This window comes from uncultured Tessaracoccus sp. (assembly GCF_947255005.1).
Classification (GTDB): Bacteria; Actinomycetota; Actinomycetes; order Propionibacteriales; family Propionibacteriaceae; genus Arachnia.
On the sequence record NZ_CAMYFI010000014.1, the window covers coordinates 32,410 to 50,973 of the forward strand.

The following is an 18,564-nucleotide window of genomic DNA, read 5'->3' on the forward strand; positions in this document are numbered from 1 at the left end:
GCTATGGTCTAGGAACCCAAACATTGAGCAGGAAGAATTCATGACCCCACAGCGCCTCGTGATCGTTGAGTCACCCACCAAGGCCACCAAAATCGCTGGTTTCCTCGGTAAGGAATACTCGGTCACCTCGAGTCGCGGCCACGTCCGCGACCTGCCCACCAGCGCGTCCGACGTGCCCGCGAAGTACAAGGGCGAGAAATGGGCGCGCACTGGCGTGAACGTGGATGACGACTTCACGCCCATCTATGTAGTGGGTGCCGACAAGAAAGCCACCATCAAGGAACTCAAGGCGAAACTGAAGGACGTCGACGAACTCCTGCTCGCCACCGATGGTGACCGCGAAGGCGAAGCGATCGCGTGGCACCTGCTCGAGGAACTGAAGCCGAAGATCCCCGTGAAGCGGATGGTGTTCCACGAGATCACCAAGCATGCCATCCAAGAGGCGGTGGAGCACCCACGTGAGCTCGATGTCCATCTCGTTGACGCGCAGGAGACCCGGCGCATTTTGGACCGCCTCTATGGCTACGAAGTTTCCCCGGTGCTGTGGAAGAAGGTGATGCCGAAGCTCTCCGCCGGGCGTGTGCAGTCGGTGGCAACCCGGCTGATCGTCGATAGGGAGCGCGAGCGCATCGCGTTCGTGCCCGCCGCATATTGGGATCTCGACCTCACGTTAGACGCCGGCGAGCACCGCGACCCGCGCACCTTCCCCGGCCGCCTCGTATCCGTAGGCGGGCAGAAGGTGGCCCAGGGCAGAGATTTCGATGCCGACGGCCAAACCAAAGACCCCTACGTCATGGTGCTCGACGAGCCCAGCGCCGCCAAGATTGCCGACGGCCTGCGCGACGCGGAGATCGTCGTGACCTCCGTCGAAGCGAAGCCCTACACCCGCCGGCCGTATGAGCCCTTCCGCACTACGACCCTGCAGCAGGAGGCTGGCCGTAAGCTGCAATTCACGTCGCAGCGCACGATGTCGGTGGCTCAAGACCTCTACGAGCAGGGCTTCATCACCTATATGCGTACCGACTCGGTGACGCTCTCCAACCAAGCCATCAAGGCCGCGCGAGCCGCCGTCGCAGGGTTGTTTGGCGAGAAGTTCCTCTCCCCGAAGCCGCGAGTGTACGCGTCGAAGGTGAAGAACGCACAGGAAGCGCACGAGGCCATCCGTCCAGCCGGTGATGAGTTCGTACACCCCGACAAGGCCGGCCTGAACGGCGACCACTACCGCCTCTACCAGCTCATCTGGAGGCGCACGGTCGCCTCCCAGATGGCCGACGCGGTGGGTGAGCAGATGTCGCTATCCTTCCAAGCAGTCGTCGATGGCCAAGAACTGGAACTCGTCTCCTCTGGCCGCACCATCACGTTCCCCGGTTTCCTCAAGGCCTACGTCGTGAGTGTTGACGAGGGCGCCGCCGACGATCAGCAGTCGCGGTTGCCGGAACTGGCCAAGGGTGACACGCTCGCCGCCTACGCCGTCGCCCAATCGGGGCACCAGACGAAGCCCCCCGCGCGATATACCGAGCCGTCGCTTGTCGCGAAGCTCGAAGAGCTGGAGATCGGCCGCCCCTCCACGTACGCATCGATCATCCGCACCATCACCGCACGCGACTATGTGTTCAAGAAGGGGTCGGCACTGGTGCCCACGTGGCTCGCCTTCGCGGTAACACGGTTGCTCGAGGAGCACTTCTCTAAGCTCATTGACTACGACTTCACCGCGCATCTGGAAGACCAGCTCGACGAGATCGCGTCGGGGCGTGCGAAACGTCTCGCCGTGTTGAACGACTTCTATTTCGGCCCTGAAGGCAAGACGGCGCAAGGCTTGCAGACCCTCGTCACGGAGTTGGGCGACATCGACGCCAAAGCCCTGTCGACCTTCCCACTCGGCGACTCTGGCATCGACGTGCGTGTTGGGCGCTACGGCACCTACGTTGAAGCGGAGGGGGGTAAGAAACGAGCCAACGTGCCCGAAGACTTGCCTCCAGATCAGCTCACCGTCGAGGCAGCAGAGGAGCTGCTTAGCCAACCGCTCGACGAGCAGAGAGAGCTGGGCGTCGATGCGGCGACGGGGTTGACCATCGTCGCGAAGAACGGGCGCTTCGGTCCCTACGTCACCGAGCTGCTGCCTGAGGACGCACCGAAGTCGAAGAAGCCGCGCACCGGATCGCTGTTCAAGTCGATGTCGCTGGAGACGGTCACGCTTGATCAAGCCCTCCAGCTACTCAGCTTGCCGCGCGTCGTCGGAACAACCCAGGACGGCACGGAGATCACGGCGCAAAACGGGCGCTATGGCCCGTACCTGAAAAAAGGCACGGATTCTCGCTCGCTCACGAGTGAGGACGAGATCTTCAGCATCACCATGGAGCAAGCTGAGGCCATCTATGCGCAACCCAAACAGCGTGGCCGGGCCGCAGCTAAGCCTCCGCTGCTTGAGCTGGGTGAAGACCCAACCAATGGCAAACCCGTCGTGGTGAAAGACGGACGCTACGGCCCGTATATCACCGACGGGGAAACCAACGTGACTGTGCCGCGCGGGGAAGACCCTGCCACCCTCACCGCCTCCCGCGCTTTCGAGCTGCTGGCAGCCAAGCGCGCCAAGGGCCCGGCTCCCAAGCGCAAGACCACGAGGCGTAAGACGACGAAGAAGAAGTCCTGATGGCCAAACAGAAGCCGCTGCGGTTCCAGGTGCCGGTTGAGGCCTCAGTGCCGCCGCTGGTGTCGAATTCGGCCGGGTTTACCCGCCTGCTCGCGCGCCCCGCGCAAGGCCATCGGATGGAAGTCACCGTCCTCGACTCCCACGATGCTCGCCTGCTGCGCGCGAGCATCATCGTGGCGCGTCGTCGATGCAACGAGGAGCCGGGGGAGTGGTACGTGTCCGCGCCGGGCTGGCCAGGTCTTCCCGACGAGGCGAGCTATGCACTTGACGGCTCGGGAGAATTACCGCGCGAGTTGCGACGTCAACTGTCGTGGTTCGTGCGCCACGAACCGCTTACGGCCTTCGCCACGATGGTTTGCGACCGGCACGAGTACGTGTTACGCGGTGGTGATGACGATCTTGTCGACATCCGCGACGACACCATCCGTATCGTTCGCGACAACATCGAACTGCCTGAGACTCGCGAGATCACGATGACTCCACGGGCCAAGCTCGCGGGCCAGCAGCGTGATTTCATCGTTTCCGCGCTCGAAGCGATCGATGCGAGCCCCATGGGTGCCCCGCCCACACTTCAGCAGCGCATCGGCCCTCCCGCCACCGGGCTGACGAGCTTCCGGCCACCAGAAGGCATCGACTCGGACATGAATTTGGAAGAGTTCGTCTCCGAGGTGCTACTGAATCATCTGTACGAGCTCGTTATCGCGGAATTGAAGCAGGAGCCGGAGGAGGAGCGCGTCGAGATCGACAAGCTCTCGCATGACCTTCGGGGGCTCGCCCCGGTGCTTGAACCGGCGTGGCGCGATGAGCTTGAAACTGACCTGCGGACGCTTGCCTCGTCGCATCCCGGCAGCCGAGACGATCTCCTTCTAGGCGTCATTGACGCGCTCGTCGGGGCTGTGCGTGCGCCGAAGCTTGGCAATATGTCGACGGAGAGTGCCCGCGTGGCGCTCAATAGCCGCATGGAGCATGCGCTCATGATCCTCTTCGATCGGTGCCGAGCGCTCGAACTGGATGGTCCCGACGAAGCATGGGGTGCCGCGCTGCGGTCGGCCTTGCAGCTCCAAGCGACGAACCGCCTGCTCGAACCCCTGTTTGGTAAACCCGCGCGCAAGCTTGATCGTGAACTCGGCGAAGTGATCGACCTCCTGCGCTCATCGGTGAGCCCGCCCGACGGCATTGAGGTCGCTGGCCTGTCTCCGGAGGAAGCCTTCCAACTCGGACGAGACGTGGAGCACGCGCAGTGGAATGTGGTACGGGCTCGTCGAACCCTGATCGATACGTGGCCCGAGCATGTCGCAAAGGGCAGAAAAGCATTGAAGAAGATGCGAAAGAAGTTGCGGTGACAGGCATCTTCATTGCATTCGAGGGCGGAGACAGCGTCGGCAAATCCACCCAGGTCGAGTACCTCGCTGCGCACCTGGCTAGCCTCGACGTAGAAAGAGTGGTGACGCGCCAACCGGGGGGCACGCAACTGGGCGCCACCCTCCGACGCCTGCTGCTCGACCCGGCGACAGGCGACGTCGATGCCAGGGCAGAAGCACTCACCTACGCCGCCGACAAGGCCCAGCACGTGCACGAACTCATCGCCCCCGCACTGGCGAGTGGGAAGGTGGTTATCACCGACCGTTACGTCGATTCCATGATCGCCTACCAGGGCGCTGGCAGGGCGCTGAACCTTGACGACGTGTCGCGCATCGCATGGTGGGCAGTCGGGGGGCTGCGCCCGCACCTGACGATTCTTCTCGACGTCGACCCCGCCGACGCGGTACACCGCATTGCGACGAAGGATCGGCTCGAGGACGCCGGCGCAGAGTTCCACCGGCGCGCACGGCAGCACTTCCTCGACCTCGCCGCCCAGCGCCCCGACGAGTATCTCGTCCTGCACGCGCGAGCCCCTCGGGACGAGATTGCCAAACGCGTGGCGGATGCCGTCGATGGGTTGCTCGCTCGACGAAGCTGAATTGTCAGTGCGGCGTGGCAGGATGTGAGACATGGCGGACGTCTACGGCGAGTTGATTGGGCAGGAACGCGTGGTTGCGACGTTGCGTCGCGCCGTCTCCGGTGCTCGGCACGCCATGACGCACGCCTGGCTGTTCGTCGGCCCTCCTGGTAGCGGCAGGTCGAATGCTGCCAAGGCTTTCGCTGCGGCACTGCAGTGCCCGCGTGGGGGCTGCGGGGCGTGTGAGGAGTGCCGCACGGCACTCAGTGGCGCCCATCCCGACGTCACGCTGGTGCGCACCGAACAGCTCTCCATCGGTGTGAAGGAGACGCGCGAGATGGTGTTTCGCGCCAACGTGGCACCGGTGAAGGGGCGCTACCAGATCGTCGTGGTGGAAGACGCCGATCGCGTCACCGAGCGCGCCGCCGATGCCCTGCTCAAGGGGCTCGAAGAGCCCGCCCCGCGCACGGTGTGGCTACTGTGCGCGCCCAGCCCTGACGACGTCATCATCACCATCCGCTCACGGTGCCGCACCGTCAAGCTCGCCACGCCTTCCGACGAAGCTGTCGCGCAGCTGCTGGTGGAGCGCGACGGCATCGACCCAGCGCTGGCTGCCCACGCCGCACGCGCGGCGCAGGGGCACGTCGGGAGGGCTCGTGGGCTCGCCCGGTCTGAAGACGCGCGCATCCGTCGGCACGAGGTGCTCACCATCCCAGCCAAACTGGGTTGTGTCACCGACTGTCTGGTGGCGGCTGAAAACCTCGTGGCGAATGCGACGGCAGATGCCGAAGAAATATGCGCGCCGCTCGACGAGAAAGAGGTGGCGGCACTGAAGGAATCGCTGGGCTTGGGAGGTAGGGGCACGCGCAAACCGCGGAATGCGCAGGCCGCACTGCGAGAGTTGGAAGATGAGCACAAGACTCGCCGCAAGCGCATTGTCCGGGATTCCCTCGACCGCGTACTTACCGAGTTCACTGCGCTGTATCGCGATGTACTTGCGGTGCAAACCAACGCCAAAGCGCCGCTGGTTAATGCCGACATCGCCGACATTGTCGAGCAGCTCGCCCGGCGTTCTTCCGCTGAGCGCACCGTGCGTGTGCTGGATCACATTCTGGCAACGCGCACCCGGCTGGAGGGTAACGTCGCACCCCAACTCGCATTCGAAGCGCTGTTGGTGGGTATCCTTCGAAGCTAGGTTGTGGGGCGCGTGTCTGGTTCCGTAACTCGCCGTTTGGCTGAAACAATGGGCGGGAAGAACATCTACGCAACGAGCGAGGTCAGCAATGTCGACCAACAACTCCAACGACTGGGTTCGGGAGGGCACCCCCCGTGAGGATTGGGATGCCGATACCGACTACGGCGTCGAAGTCGACCCTGCGGAATGGGACGACTACGCACAGGAGCAGGCTGTGCCTGTGCGTACACCGGAGGCCGCACGCGAATATGTGCCGCCCATGCGACGGGCACAACACTCCGAGCCTGAAGAGGAAGAGTCGGTCGAGCAGACGCAGGTAGTAGCTGAGGAGGTGCCCGACGCCGTGGAGCCCGACGCCGGGATATCTGCCGTCGACGAAGCACCCACTACCGAGCCGGCGCCTGCGGCGTTTCCTACTCATGCGGTGACGCCCGATGTTGAGGCCGGCGATGTGCAGCAGACTGCTGCTTCAGCCGCGCATGAGGATGAGCGACTGGCCGAAGAGCAGCCGGTTACCGACAATCCGGTTGAGGAAAGCTCGGCCGACGAAAGCCTGGCCGAGGAGAATCTGGCTCAGGAACGTCTGGTTGACGAAAGCTCGGTTAAGGAGCAGCCGACGGATCACTATCCCGCTGAGGAACGCATGGCTGACGAAAGCCCGGTCGAGGACCATCCGGTTGAGGAAATTCAGGGTGAGCAGTCCTCGGAGAGCACTTCCCCCGTCGATGAATTCTACGGTAGCTACGAGACTGCCGACGACGAACACACTCCGGTGCGCCCTCGCCCGATCGTGCCGGAAGTAGCTGCCGAGCAGCCTGAGAGCATCACCGATGCTGCTGTTGAGCCTCGCACCGAGGACGACCCCGAATCCACGGCTGTGCACAGTGCGGTTGATCGCAATGAGATCGGGCGCGAGCCCGAGACGCAGCCGGAGGAGCGGATACAGCCCGAAGTGGCGGAGCCCCAGCCCGAGGCGGAGCAGTCCCCCGATGCGACACCTCAACACGAGGCCGAGACACAGCCGGAGGCTGAACCCCAGCCAGAGCCGGAGCCTCGTGATGAACGCGTTGAGGGTGAAGCCGCTGCGGCAGGCGCGCCGCTGGCAGCAGATGCCGTGGCGGCTGGCCCTGGCGACGGAGCCAAGCATGGCGATGGTCAGTACGCATCGCTCTACCGCGAAGAACACCAGAAAGTAGAGCCCGAGCCTGCCGCTGAACAAGAGCTCGAGGCCGAAACAACGCAGGCTTTCGCCCCAGCGGTGGATCACAACACGCAAGTTATTGACGACGAGCGCCTTGCCGCCGAGGAAGCCGAGGAGCGTGAGCGCCAGGCCCGGCTTCAGGAGCAGCGGGATGCGCGCGATGCCCGTCTCGGCGTCGTGCCCAGCTCGCAGGATTCCGGGGTGCGCGTCGTCACCAGGCCGGTGAAGCGCCAGGCCGACAAGTTCTTTGGCGCGTTTTCGCTCTTCGTGCTGCGCGGAGTGCTTGCAGCGATTATCGGCGTGCTGGCGTACCAGGTGCTCCAAAACGTCGCTCGCACAGAGGAGTTCCTCGCCGGAACCGTCGTGCCCGAGCCGCGACTCGTCGCATGGGTCCTTGGCTACAGCCTGGCTGTGCTGGCTGCGTTCCTGCTCATCGGTTTGGGTGCACGCTTCGTCAGCGTGCTGCTCGTGCTCATCTCGGGAGCGTCACTGGCGCTGTTCCGGTGGGGTGCGTTCAGCATCTTCACGGAGGGCAGTGAGGGCTTCCTCGGCGACCGCACGCTGCTGACGCTGGCTGCCGCGCTCGTCATCGTCGCCTTCGGTGCCGGACGCTGGTCGATTGACGGCGCCATCTATGCCGCGAGGCAGAAGTCGAAGGAAACGATCGACGAATAATTGCATCAGCCCTATAGGCTTTCCGTATGGATAAAAGACTGAGGCTCACACAGGTTGTCATCGCACTGCTTTGTGTAAGCCTTGTCTTTTCTCTGTTCGCGTTTGGGCTCGTCGGCGGGGGTACGTCACCCGACCAACAGCCGCCGAAGGTGCAGCCCACCCGCCAGGGGCCCCGGAAGGTGGAAGCAGGGCAGCGCATGCCCGGCAAACTCGCCCGTCCACTCGACACGCTTGATGTTTTCAATCCCGATGCCACCCCCAATCCTGATCGCCAGACCGACTACCAGGCGACGGGGCAGCCGAAGGTTAGGTTCCCAGGCGGCTTGGGCGATGATCTGCGCGCCTACGCCGAGCAACCCGTCGAGTGGGAGACGTGCGGTCAGGGCCTGTGCGCGAAGATCCTCGCTCCGCTCGACTGGGAGAACCCTGGACAAGCCGCCGTCGAGTTGGCGATCACGAAGGTGCCGAGCGCTAATCCGAGCTTGGATCCACTCTTCGTCAACCCCGGCGGCCCTGGTGCGGGCGGCACAGGATTCGCCACTCGATTCGCACCCGACTACTTCGAGGGCATGGACTTGATCGGCTGGGACCCGCGCGGTACGGGCGAATCCACGCATGTCCAATGCGGTTCCCCAGCAGAAACCGACAAACTCTTCGACCTCGACTCCACCCCCGACGACGCAGAAGAAGAACGCGCCCTCCAGGATGGCTACCGTCAGTTCGCGAAGCAATGTCGAGACGCCTCGGGCAAGCTGCTCGACCACATCTCCAGCATCGACGTGGTTCGCGACATGGATCTGCTGCGGCACCTCGTCGGAGCCAAGAAACTGAACTTCCTGGGCGTCTCGTACGGCACCTTCATCGGCGCGATGTACGCCACCTTGTTCCCCGACACCTCCGGGCGGCTCGTGCTCGACGGTGCCGTCGAGATCACCGACGAAGAACCAGTGCCGCAGATCGTCGGGTTCGAGCGAGCCTTCGTCGCTTGGGCTGACTGGTGCGCGGAACAGCAGGTATGCGTGCTGCACGGGAAGTCGTCGAAGGAGCTCCAGCAGCAGGTCACAAACTGGCTGCAAAGTCTGGACGCGTCGCCCCTCGAAGTAGGCAACCGCATGCTGACGCAGTCGCTTGCGGCCACCGGCATCGCCATGTTCCTGTACGCCGACGATTCGGGCTACCGCGCGCTCGCGGAGTTCCTACGCGAGGCGATGGCAGGTGACGGCGAAGGGCTCCTGCGGGCAGCCGACGAATTGAACGGACGAGGGCAGGGCGGCCAATACGACACGCTTGCCTATGCATTCCCTGCAATGAGCTGCGCAGATTCGTACGACAAGGGGGCCGCAGTCGTGCCGCAACGCGCCAAGGAAGCCATGGCGGACACGCCCATTTTCGGTCGCCACATGGGCTATAGGTACCAGTGCGAGTTCTGGACGGCCGAATCATTGCCGCCGTACAAGCTCGACGCGAAAGACGCCGACCCGATCCTCGTCATCGGTTCGACAGGCGACTCCGCGACGCCCTACGAGCAGGCCGAGCGGATGGCGAAGCAGCTCGAGCCAGCGAGACTCCTCACCTACGAAGGTGCCGGGCACGGCGCCGTCACCGGCGGCAACGAATGCGTAACGCGCACCGTCGGGGCGTTTCTGGCTGACGGCACGCTGCCCGAGGAGGGGAAGCGGTGCAAGTAGTGATGCCGGGTTGTGAGGTTTTGCTGGGTTACCGCTATAGTTTCACCTTGCTGCCGTCCTAGCTCAGTCGGTAGAGCGACGCTCTCGTAAAGCGTAGGTCACGGGTTCGATTCCCGTGGACGGCTCTGGTAGCTCACGTGTGTTCGCGCGAATGTTCAGCCATACGGCGGAGTCGCATCCACGGTGTCTGAGCTTCTTCTGCGCTCAACTAGGGGGCGCCCGGAACCGGCCAGGGCCGCCTTTGTAGGCTGGTGCCTGTTCAATGATGTCAAGAACAGGAGTCCGGGTCGTGTATGACGCAGCCATCATCGGAGCCGGTTTGGCGGGGCTTGAAGCGGCCCGAGACCTGAGCGCTCGCGGGCTGCGTGTGACCGTCCTCGAAGCCCGTGACCGCGTCGGTGGGCGGGTGGAAAACATTGCGTTGCCCGACGGATCCTATCTCGAGATGGGCGGGCAGTGGATTGGCTCCGGCTTCGACGCGCTGCGTGAGCTGATTGCCCACTTTGGCCTGGAGACCGTCGGCATTCCCGAACCAAACGGTCGCTTCATCGTTCGCCATCACGAAAAGACGCATCAGATTCCCACCGACGGCAACACCACCGTGCTCAATCCGTTCGAAGTGGCCGACTTAGGGCAAGGGCTCCTTCGCCTGCGGCGACTGGCGCATCGGCTCGTCAATGACAAGGTGTGGGCTCGGGCGAACCATCTGTGGCTGGAGCAGTCGCTGGAGCGCTGGGCCTCTGCGAACATCCGCACCGACATGTCGCGGGCGCGGTTCGCCGAGGTGTTCGCCTCCGCATTCGACGTGGAAGCAGCCAGCACACCGCTGTCGGAGGCGTTGCATCTCGTCGAGGACGGGCCCGATCTCGAGTCCATGTTGGCCGTGAACGGGCAGCTGGAGCAGCTGCGCGTGGTGGGCGGCATGCACGAGCTGGCCCGACGCATGGCCGCAGACCTCGGCGACACCGTGCGCCTCGGCCAGGAAGTAACGTGCGTTCGGCATCGTGCCGACGGCGCCACCGTGGTGCTCGCCAGCGGCGAGGAAGTCGAGGCGCGATTCGTGATCTCGACGCTTCCACCGCGCCTGGCTACGGCGCTTGCGCATGAGCCCGCGTTGCCGACGTGGCGCCTCGAGGAGGCCGACAAGGTGAGCCCAGGCAATGTGATTAAGGCGTACCTGCTGTTCGATGAGCCTTTCTGGCGCGCGCGGGGGCTGTCGGGTCAGTCCAGCGCGGATGCCGGGCCGGTGCGGGTCACGTTCGACACCACGCCGACGAATGCGTCGCAGGGTCACCTCATGGGCTTCTTCTCGGGTTCTGAGGCGGTGTCGTTGGCGAAGCGCACACCACAGATTCGGGAACGGGCTTTCCTGGATTCCGTGCGGGCATCGTTCAGCAACGACGTGCCCCAGCCAAGCGGCTACGTCGAGCGCGACTGGACGGCGGAGCAATTCACTCAGGGCTGCCACGGAGCACATTTTGCGCCGGGCATTTGGACCGCCGTCGGCCCGGGGCTCGCGAAGCCAGAAGGGGTGCTGTACTGGGCCGGCGCCGAGTACGCCACCCGGTTCAACGGGTACATGGAGGGTGCGCTGCGCTCCGGCCAGGCGGCCGCGGCTGCGGTAGCCTCCAGGTGTGCCTGATCGTCAACTCGCCCGAGCTCGCCTCGCCGCCCAAGGTCTCATCCAGCCCCGGTGGGCGTCGCCCGTCGACGCCGTGCGTGCGTTTGGCGTGATGCAGGGGCAGGATCTTCCGGGTGTCATGGCCTCCGCAGCGCTGCGCGCGACGGGCTTAGTCGCGGATGTCATCGCGGCGATGAACGCCGGTGAACTCGTGCGCGGCTATCCGATGCGCGGCACCGTGTTCTTGAGCACTGCCGAGGATCTGCGCTGGATCACCGACTTGTGTGCGGGGAAGTCGTTGGGGGAGGCGCGCAGGCGTCGCGAACGAGTCGACGGCATCACAGAGGCCGAGATCCGTCAGATGGAGCAGCGCGTGCGCGACATCGCGCCTGGCAAGGGTGTGAGCAGGGGCGAGTTCATGGATTTGATGGCGGCAGCAGACCTCGACCACCGTGGCGGGCGGGGGTATCACTGCATCTTCACGCTGATCGCAGAAGGGGTGCTGTGCTACGGCCACTGGAACGGTGTCGATCAGCAGCTCATGCTCGCCGACGAGCTGCTCGGCCCCGGCCTGGAGCAGCGCTTCAACGGCGATGCCGTATCCGCGACGACGGAACTCGCGGCGCGCTACTTCCGCAGCCACGGGCCGGCGACCGTACGGGATTTCGCGTGGTGGTGCAAGCTTCCGCTCAGGACAATTCGGGCGGCGCTGCCACAGCTACCCGACGATGTCACGTATCTCGGCGACGAGACGTACGCGTCGGCTTCGCCGCCCGAGATCATGGACGACCTGGCGCGGGCCGCGTCGCAACCACTCCTGTTGCCTGGCTTCGACGAATACATCTTGGGCTACCCCGACAGGCTGTTTGCGATGGACCAAGCCACCCACGACGCGCTCGTGCCCGGCAACAACGGCGTGTTCAGGAAATCGGTGGTCGTCGACGGCGTGGTGCGGGCCTTCTGGAGCCGTGGCGGGCAGGCTGGGCGTCGCACGTTGGAGCTCACGGAGCTTGCGGGCATCCCCAAGCGTGCTCATGCCGGCGTGCGTCGGCGGTTCGCTGAGTATCCGTTTGTGCAGGCGTGAGCCGGCGCCTGAGTTAGCGCAGGTGGACGTGTTCGAGTTGGACTTCGTCGGGCAGGTTGCCAGCGAGGAACGATTCCCACGGGGTGTTTGGGAGATGGAAGGCGGCGAGGGCGGCCGTCGGGAATGATGCTGCGATGGCGGCTGCTGCGGTGGCATTGCTGAGCCTGGCGAGTTCAGCGGCCCAGCTGTGCATCGAGGGGTTGTGGCCGACGATGAGCGCCGCGCCCGACGGTGTGGTTTCTGCGGCGACGAGCGCTTCGAGCACCCCGTCGTGGTGGGTGTTGTAGAGGCCGGGGAGGTATTCGACGGCGCAGTCAAGGCCGAGGAGCTCGAAGGTCTCGCGGGCCCGGGCTGCCGTCGACACGTATGCGTGTGTGACGCCAAGGGGCTGGAGAAGTTCGCCTGCGGCAACTGCCTGCTCGCGCCCGCGGACGGTGAGGCGCCGGTCGTGGTCGCCGGTGAGGGAGAAATCTTCGGCCTGGGCATGCCGCATGAAAATGCATCGCATGCAGCAAGCCTATGCGAGCGCCTCGTCTCCGGTGGTTGAGTAGCGGCCGCAGGCGGCGTATCGAAACTGTCCCCGCGACTCGAAACCACACCCCTCTGATCGCTTGGCTAACCCGATATCCACATTCGTTTGTCGAAACCGGGCAGAATCGGCCTGTGCAGCAAACGCGTGTGGATATCGGGTTAGCTCCTTCCCCTCACCGCGTCTCGATACAGCGGCTGCGCCGCCTACTCGACGGTCTGGGTTGCGGCGGCTTGACGGTTGGGGGAGGGCGCCTCGTCTCCGGTGGTTGAGTAGCGGCCGTAGGGCGCGTATCGAAACCACGTTGCGTCTCGAAACCCCGCTTCGCGCTTACTCGACGGTCGGGTGAGTGGCGGCTCGACGCTCGGTGGGGCCACGCCTGCCTGCACCGGTGGTTGAGTAGCCGCCGGAGGCGGCGTATCGAAACCACCCCCGCAGCGCAGCCGCCCAGCGTCAGGGCTTGCGCGCGACCAGCACGTCGCGCTTGATGGACGCGTCCACGCGGTGGGCAAACTCCTCGCCGTCGACGACGCGCAGGCCGGCGCTCTCGCACAGGGCCGAGAGATCGTCGCGGGAGAGCCCGAACGTGTTCCACGCGACGCCGAGCGCGCCGCCGTGCTTCAGCTGGCCCGCCCACACGGGGATGGCTTCGGCGAGCAGCTCGGCGGGGGAGCGGTGGCGGCCGGAGTCGCTCGTCGCGCCGTGCGCCACGCCGTAGGGCGCATCGGTGACCACCGCGTCGAAGCGCTTCTTGCCGAAGAGCTGCGCGGAGTCGCGGGCGTCGCCGGTGAACATGGTGGCGGTGAGGCCGTCGACGCGCAGGTCAAGGCGCCGGCCCACCGCGCGTCCGTTGCGTTTCACGGGCGTGACGTCGGCCGTGTGTTTCATGCGCTTGCGGCGGAAATAGGACTTCCAAAACGACGCGGCCGCCTCGAACGCCTTGTCATCCAGCTCGACGCCGTACGCGTCGTGGCCTTGCCGCAGCGCGGTCGACAGTGTGGTGCCGCGCCCGGCCATCGGGTCGAGCACCTGGCGGCGGCCGTCGGCCTCACGCGTCACCGCGCCCAGCGTGACGTTCAACAACAGCTGCGTGAACTGCTCATTCGTCTTGCCCTGATACTTCGGGATGGTGACGAGATCGTCGGGGAAACGGAACACCTTCGGCAGTTCGACCGGCCGAAGCAACCCCTCTCGGTGCTCGAACAGCGCGAAACACCCCGACTGGAGAGCCACCATGTCGAGCGCCCCCTCGTCAGCGGTGAACGCCAAGTACGGCACGCCCGCCAGCTCGACGGGTTCGACGTCGAAGGCGCCCGGGCAGGTGGCCTTGAGCTCTGCGACGGCGAGCTGCGGCGCGGACCCGGCGTAGACGCGGTTGGCGGAGGGCGCGAGCAACATGAGGTATCCGGGCATGATGGAAGGGTAGCGCGGACTACTGTGGACACATGAAGATCCTCGTGCCCAACTCCTTTCCCCTGGCTCTCGACACCGATGACGAGCAGGTCATCTACGACATCAAAGAAGATATCCCCGACGAGCACCGCGACGCCGAGGTGCTCGTTGTGTGGGGCAACAAGCCTGGCAAGCTCAAGGAGATCGCGCCGCAGCTGCCGAAGCTAAAGCTGGTGCAGACGCTCATGGCCGGCACCGACGCCATCCTCGCAGCGGGATTCAACGACGACGCGGTGCTCTGCGGGGGCGCGGGCCTGCACGATCGCACCGTGACCGAGCACACCGTCGCGCTCACCTTGGCGCTCGTGCGCAAGGTGCCGACAGTCGTCGCGAACAAGGCCACACACACCTGGACGTGGGAGATCAGCGGCCGCCAGGAGCTCGCGACGAAGCCCGTCACCACCCTGATTGGTGCCAACGTGCTCATCTGGGGGTTCGGGTCGATCGCGCAACGCCTCGCCCCAGTGCTGGAGACGCTGGGCGCCAACGTCGTCGGCGCGGCCCGCTCGGCGGGGGAGCGTGGCGGGTTTCCGGTCGTCGACGAGGCGCACCTCGACGGCGAACTCGCCCGCGCGGATGTGCTCATCATGATACTGCCCGACACCGAGCACACCACAAACGCACTGAACGCCGAGCGCCTGGAGCAGTTGCCTGAGCACGCCTACGTCGTGAATGTTGGGCGGGGGCGCACTGTTGACGAGGACGCGCTGGTGCAGGCGTTGGAGGGCGGATCGATCGCTGGTGCGGCTATCGACGTGATGTGGCACGAGCCCCTGCCGGAGGACTCGCCGCTGTGGGAGGCCCCGAACCTGCTCATCTCCCCGCACGCTGCGGGTGGCCGCCCCATCGGCGCCGACGAGCTGGTCACCCAACAGCTCCGCGCGCTCGCCACAGGCGGCGAGTTCCGTAACCTGGTCACCCGCTGAGAAGCACCTCGCGCGCGTCATGCCCGTCGCATACGCACAAGGTGGCAGATCAGCGCCCATTGACGGGCGCCAATCTGCCACCTCATGGGGCCTGCTAGGCCTACTCTGCGGCCAGCGCCACCACGACGGGCACCCGCGCCGCCGACCGTGACGGCATGACGGAGGCGATGAGCCCAGCCACCACCGCGACGACCAAGATGCCGAGCAGCACGCGCCAATCGAGGGCGAACACAAAGCCGTCCGCGCTGCTGAGCAGGATCGTTGCCCCAGCGAAGCCGGTCAGCACCCCGAGCAGGGTGCCGATCACAGCACCGGCTACCGAGATGAGCACGCCTTCTGCGGCCAGCATCCCGCGCAACTGACTGCCCGTGACGCCGACGGAGCGCAGCATGCCGTGCTCGCGTCGCCGCTCAATCACCGACAGCGTGAGCGTGTTTGCCACGCCGACAAGGGCAATCACCACCGCCACCGCGAGCAGACCAATCATCACGGCCACCACCGCGTCGATCACCCGAGTCATGTTCTGGCGCTGCTGTAGCGGCGCCGCTACGGAAGGCGCCGAGTCGCCGCCATGCTCGGAGACTACGCGCTGCACGTCGAGCACGACGTCGTCCACCCGCTCGTCGTTGACGTTCAGCAAGAGCATCGTCGGCTGGCCGAGCTGCGCCCCGGACTGCTCGATGGTCTCAGGCTCCACCACCATCGCCACCGAGAGATTCTTCACGGTCTGGGTGGGCAGCGTGATGGGCTTCGTTCTCTCTCCCGACGGCGTCTGGATGCTGAGCACCACCTCGTCGGGAACGCCTCCCTCGTGGAACGGCCGCGGGTCCACACCGACGCGCCCGGGTTGCAGCGAGTAGTTTGAGGTCTTCACCGTGGCCAACACGTCGTCGCGCTTCGCGATCATCACGTGGTTACCGTTGGCGTCGCTGGCCATCCATGCGCGGGCGACGTGCTCGACGCCCTCCACGCCCTCGACGGCTTTCACCAGATTGTCGGAAAATGCCTCGGTGCCATTGACACTGACCACCACCTCGGTGGGGTAGAACTCGTCGAGTGAATTCTCGATCGTGGCTCGCCCCGAGGCCGCACCCGTCGCCATCAAAGTCACCAGGCCCACGCCAATCACGAGCGCCGATGTGGTAGCCGCCGTCCGACGAGGGTTCCGCGTGGCGTTCGCTGTGGCCAGCCGCACCGTCGCCTTCGATTTCTGCGGCACGACGAGCGCAACCAGCCACCCGAGCACCGCTACCATCTGCGGCACCATGTACACGGCCAGCACGAGGAACCCCGCGACGAGCAGCAGCCCGCCGGCCACGCCGATGAGCAGCAGAACACCGAGCAGGTCGATGAGCCCGGTGAGGTCGCCGTCGGCGCGGTAGCCGTACACCAAAGCGGTGGGGAAGCCCAGCATCAGAGCACCGAGGATGAGTATGACCAGCCCCACGACCTTGCGCAGACCGCTCTTCGTCCGCACGGGGTTCACCGTCGTCGGGCGCAGTGCGGCCACGGGGCTCACCCGCGTGGCGGCCCGGGCGGGGCCGAGTGCTGCGAGCACGGTCACCACCAGGCCGACGATGAGGGGCACGAGGATCGCCGGCATATTCACACCCATGCTGCCGAGCTTCGCGGCGTCGGAGGACTGCGTCGACACCCACCAAAGGCCGGCGTAGCCGAGCCCGTGGCCGAGCAGAATACCGACAACCGACGCGACGACGCCCAACACCGCGGCCTCGATGAGCACCGACCGACGGATCTGCGCCTTCGTGGCACCGCCGCAGCGCAGCAGGGCGAGGGCCTTCGTGCGCTGCGCGACGAGCACCTCGAACGTGTTGGCGATCACCATGGCAGCCACGCCCACCGCAACGGCTGCGAAGGCGAGCCCCAAGAATACGAAGAAATTCGCATTGCCGACCATGCCCTCAACCTGCTGATCGATGACCTCCTGTGCGGTGTGCACGGTGTAAGGAATTTTCTTCGCAATGTCGGCCGCTACCTCGCTCGGGTTGCGTGAGCCGTCGGTGTAGACGAGTAGCGTGTCGTTGTCGACTTGTTCTTCTGCGTATGCGGCGCGAACCTGCTGCACTGTTTCTGCGGTCGCCCACGACGGCGCGGTGCTCAACAAGGACATGCTCGGCTGGGTGACACCGACGATCTTGAATTCCCTACCCTTGTCTTCTGGCCCAGACCACTGGAGCGTGTCGCCCGCTCTCACGTGTAGCGACTTGGCGAGATCGTGCGCGATCATCAGCTCGCCGGGAGCCTTCGGCGTTGTTCCTTCCGCAGGTGTTGGCGCGTCGCCTGCCGTCGGCAGCGACTGTAATTGTAGGAAGTACGTCGATGTCGCGTTCCCCACGGGCACGCCCTCGTTGAGCCGGTAATCGATGGTCTTGACACCGGGAGTGGCGCGCACGGCGGCGAGTTGCTCGTCGGTGATATTGACTTGCTTGGCTGCGACGTCTGCCCCGTTCAAGTCCGCGGTGGCTACGGCTTCCGCGGTCGCTTTCATGATGCTGGTGCCGAGCAGCGTCGCTGACACGAAGCCCGTGCCCAGCACGATGGCGATGCCCGCCAGCACGAGCTTGCCGACCGACGAACGCATCTGCGTGATTGCGAAGTGCCACATCATGCCACCTCGTCGGTGCGGAGGAGATCGAGACTGGTGGAGACCGCTTCAGGCGTCGGGTCTTGGATTTCGCCAGCGATGCGCCCGTCGGCGAGGAGAAGGACGCGGCTCGCGTGCGCGGCGGCGACGGCGTCGTGGGTCACCATGATGACGGTCTGCCCTAGCTCGCGCACGCTCGTGCGCAGGAAGGAGAGCACTTGACTTCCCGCGCGCGAGTCCAAGTTGCCCGTGGGCTCGTCGGCGAAGATCACGTCGGGCTTGGTGATGAGCGCGCGTGCCACGGCGACGCGCTGCTGTTGCCCGCCGGAGAGTTCCGAGGGGAGGTGCTCTAGGCGGTCGCCGAGGTGCAGTAGATCGACGACCGTGGCGAACCACGCGTCGTCGGGTTTCGTGCCGGCGAGCTCGAAGGGCAGCAGGATGTTCTGCTTCGCGGTGTACATCGGCAGCAGGTTGAACCCCTGGAAGACGAAGCCGACGCGGTCGCGCCGCAGGAGCGTGACGTCGTTGTCTTTCAGGCTGGTGATCCACTTCCCTGCCAGCCAGACGAGGCCGGAGCTGGGGCGGTCGAGGCCGGCGAGCATGTGCATGAGCGTCGATTTGCCGGAGCCCGATGGCCCCATGATCGCGGCGAACTCGCCGCGTTTGAACTGCACATCGACGCCGGCAAGCGCCTCAACCTGGGTGGCGCCTTCGCCGTAGATCTTTCTCAGATCGCGGGTGGCGGCCGCGACGTCGCGCAGCTCCTCGAATGACTCTTGCATGGTGCACTCGCTTTCCAATCTGGTTCCAATTTGGGTGACGTTACGAACGCTACGCAGCCCCCGCGCGGAAAGCGTCAGCCCGGAGGATGGTCTTGCACGTCATCCTGGGGGCTGACGGCGTTTACGCGACAGAGAGCACACCAGATGGCAAAAACCGCCCCTAAACGGCCAAAATTGGCATCTAGAGTGCGCTCAGTCGCGCAAGTCGTTAATGCCC

At 65.2% G+C, this 18,564-nt stretch carries 13 protein-coding genes and 1 tRNA gene; 10 read left to right on the forward strand and 4 right to left on the reverse strand.

The window, feature by feature from the left end:
• The first annotated feature begins 40 nt into the window (after positions 1–40).
• The 9 genes from topA to Q0X61_RS05025 all read left to right on the forward strand — a co-directional run bounded on the left by topA (position 41) and on the right by Q0X61_RS05025 (position 12,053).
• Positions 41–2,650 carry a type I DNA topoisomerase gene (gene topA, locus Q0X61_RS04985; protein ID WP_297740957.1) on the forward strand — a complete coding sequence of 870 codons (2,610 nt, stop codon included), beginning with the start codon at positions 41–43 and terminating at the stop codon, positions 2,648–2,650.
• Positions 2,650–3,993 carry a hypothetical protein gene (locus tag Q0X61_RS04990; RefSeq protein ID WP_297740959.1) on the forward strand — a complete coding sequence of 448 codons (1,344 nt, stop codon included), beginning with the start codon at positions 2,650–2,652 and terminating at the stop codon, positions 3,991–3,993. Before topA ends, Q0X61_RS04990 begins: the two co-directional genes overlap by 1 nt.
• Positions 3,990–4,610: a dTMP kinase gene (gene tmk, locus Q0X61_RS04995; RefSeq protein ID WP_297740961.1), complete on the forward strand. Its 621-nt coding sequence runs from the start codon at positions 3,990–3,992 to the stop codon at positions 4,608–4,610. The genes Q0X61_RS04990 and tmk overlap by 4 nt, the downstream gene beginning before the upstream one ends.
• A gap of 31 nt (positions 4,611–4,641) precedes the next feature.
• Positions 4,642–5,784 carry a DNA polymerase III subunit delta' gene (locus Q0X61_RS05000; RefSeq protein WP_297740963.1) on the forward strand — a complete coding sequence of 381 codons (1,143 nt, stop codon included), beginning with the start codon at positions 4,642–4,644 and terminating at the stop codon, positions 5,782–5,784.
• 88 nt (positions 5,785–5,872) lie between these two features.
• A complete protein-coding gene (locus Q0X61_RS05005) occupies positions 5,873–7,660 on the forward strand; it encodes a hypothetical protein (protein ID WP_297740965.1) in 1,788 nt (595 codons plus the stop codon).
• A gap of 26 nt (positions 7,661–7,686) precedes the next feature.
• Entirely contained in the window at positions 7,687–9,348 is a 1,662-nt protein-coding gene (locus Q0X61_RS05010) for an alpha/beta hydrolase (protein WP_297740967.1), read from the forward strand.
• Between the two features lie 52 nt (positions 9,349–9,400).
• Positions 9,401–9,473 (forward strand) — tRNA-Thr (locus Q0X61_RS05015).
• 164 nt (positions 9,474–9,637) lie between these two features.
• On the forward strand, positions 9,638–10,990 hold the full coding sequence (locus Q0X61_RS05020) for an NAD(P)/FAD-dependent oxidoreductase (protein ID WP_297740969.1): 1,353 nt from the start codon (positions 9,638–9,640) through the stop codon (positions 10,988–10,990).
• Positions 10,983–12,053, forward strand: a complete 1,071-nt coding sequence (locus Q0X61_RS05025) for a winged helix DNA-binding domain-containing protein (RefSeq protein WP_297740971.1) — start codon at positions 10,983–10,985, stop codon at positions 12,051–12,053. Before Q0X61_RS05020 ends, Q0X61_RS05025 begins: the two co-directional genes overlap by 8 nt.
• Before the next feature lie 13 nt (positions 12,054–12,066).
• On the opposite strand, the gene Q0X61_RS05030 is transcribed toward Q0X61_RS05025, so the two are convergent.
• Positions 12,067–12,561 (reverse strand): histidine phosphatase family protein, encoded by a 495-nt coding sequence (locus tag Q0X61_RS05030; RefSeq protein ID WP_297740973.1) that lies wholly within the window; start codon positions 12,559–12,561, stop codon positions 12,067–12,069.
• A gap of 474 nt (positions 12,562–13,035) precedes the next feature.
• Positions 13,036–13,995 (reverse strand): TRM11 family methyltransferase, encoded by a 960-nt coding sequence (locus Q0X61_RS05035; RefSeq protein ID WP_297740975.1) that lies wholly within the window; start codon positions 13,993–13,995, stop codon positions 13,036–13,038.
• Positions 13,996–14,027: 32 nt separating this feature from the next.
• Here Q0X61_RS05035 and Q0X61_RS05040 point away from each other — a divergent pair, with 32 nt between their 5' ends.
• Entirely contained in the window at positions 14,028–14,960 is a 933-nt protein-coding gene (locus Q0X61_RS05040; RefSeq protein WP_297740977.1) for an NAD(P)-dependent oxidoreductase, read from the forward strand.
• A gap of 100 nt (positions 14,961–15,060) precedes the next feature.
• On the opposite strand, the gene Q0X61_RS05045 is transcribed toward Q0X61_RS05040, so the two are convergent.
• A complete protein-coding gene (locus Q0X61_RS05045; RefSeq protein WP_297740979.1) occupies positions 15,061–17,589 on the reverse strand; it encodes an ABC transporter permease in 2,529 nt (842 codons plus the stop codon).
• Complete coding sequence (locus Q0X61_RS05050; protein WP_297740981.1) at positions 17,586–18,347, reverse strand: ABC transporter ATP-binding protein; 762 nt, start codon at positions 18,345–18,347, stop codon at positions 17,586–17,588. Before Q0X61_RS05050 ends, Q0X61_RS05045 begins: the two co-directional genes overlap by 4 nt.
• Positions 18,348–18,564: the final 217 nt, after the last annotated feature.

What these genes read in the sequence shown, in the direction of transcription:
- topA (WP_297740957.1), top strand. Translation starts at nt 41, where the DNA reads ATGACCCCACAGCGCCTCGTGATCGTTGAGTCACCCACCAAGGCCACC.
- Q0X61_RS04990 (WP_297740959.1), top strand. Translation starts at nt 2,650, where the DNA reads ATGGCCAAACAGAAGCCGCTGCGGTTCCAGGTGCCGGTTGAGGCCTCA.
- Q0X61_RS05000 (WP_297740963.1), top strand. Translation starts at nt 4,642, where the DNA reads ATGGCGGACGTCTACGGCGAGTTGATTGGGCAGGAACGCGTGGTTGCG.
- Q0X61_RS05005 (WP_297740965.1), top strand. Translation starts at nt 5,873, where the DNA reads ATGTCGACCAACAACTCCAACGACTGGGTTCGGGAGGGCACCCCCCGT.
- Q0X61_RS05010 (WP_297740967.1), top strand. Translation starts at nt 7,687, where the DNA reads ATGGATAAAAGACTGAGGCTCACACAGGTTGTCATCGCACTGCTTTGT.
- Q0X61_RS05030 (WP_297740973.1), bottom strand. Translation starts at nt 12,561, where the DNA reads ATGCGATGCATTTTCATGCGGCATGCCCAGGCCGAAGATTTCTCCCTC.
- Q0X61_RS05035 (WP_297740975.1), bottom strand. Translation starts at nt 13,995, where the DNA reads ATGCCCGGATACCTCATGTTGCTCGCGCCCTCCGCCAACCGCGTCTAC.
- Q0X61_RS05040 (WP_297740977.1), top strand. Translation starts at nt 14,028, where the DNA reads ATGAAGATCCTCGTGCCCAACTCCTTTCCCCTGGCTCTCGACACCGAT.
- Q0X61_RS05045 (WP_297740979.1), bottom strand. Translation starts at nt 17,589, where the DNA reads ATGATGTGGCACTTCGCAATCACGCAGATGCGTTCGTCGGTCGGCAAG.
- Q0X61_RS05050 (WP_297740981.1), bottom strand. Translation starts at nt 18,347, where the DNA reads ATGCAAGAGTCATTCGAGGAGCTGCGCGACGTCGCGGCCGCCACCCGC.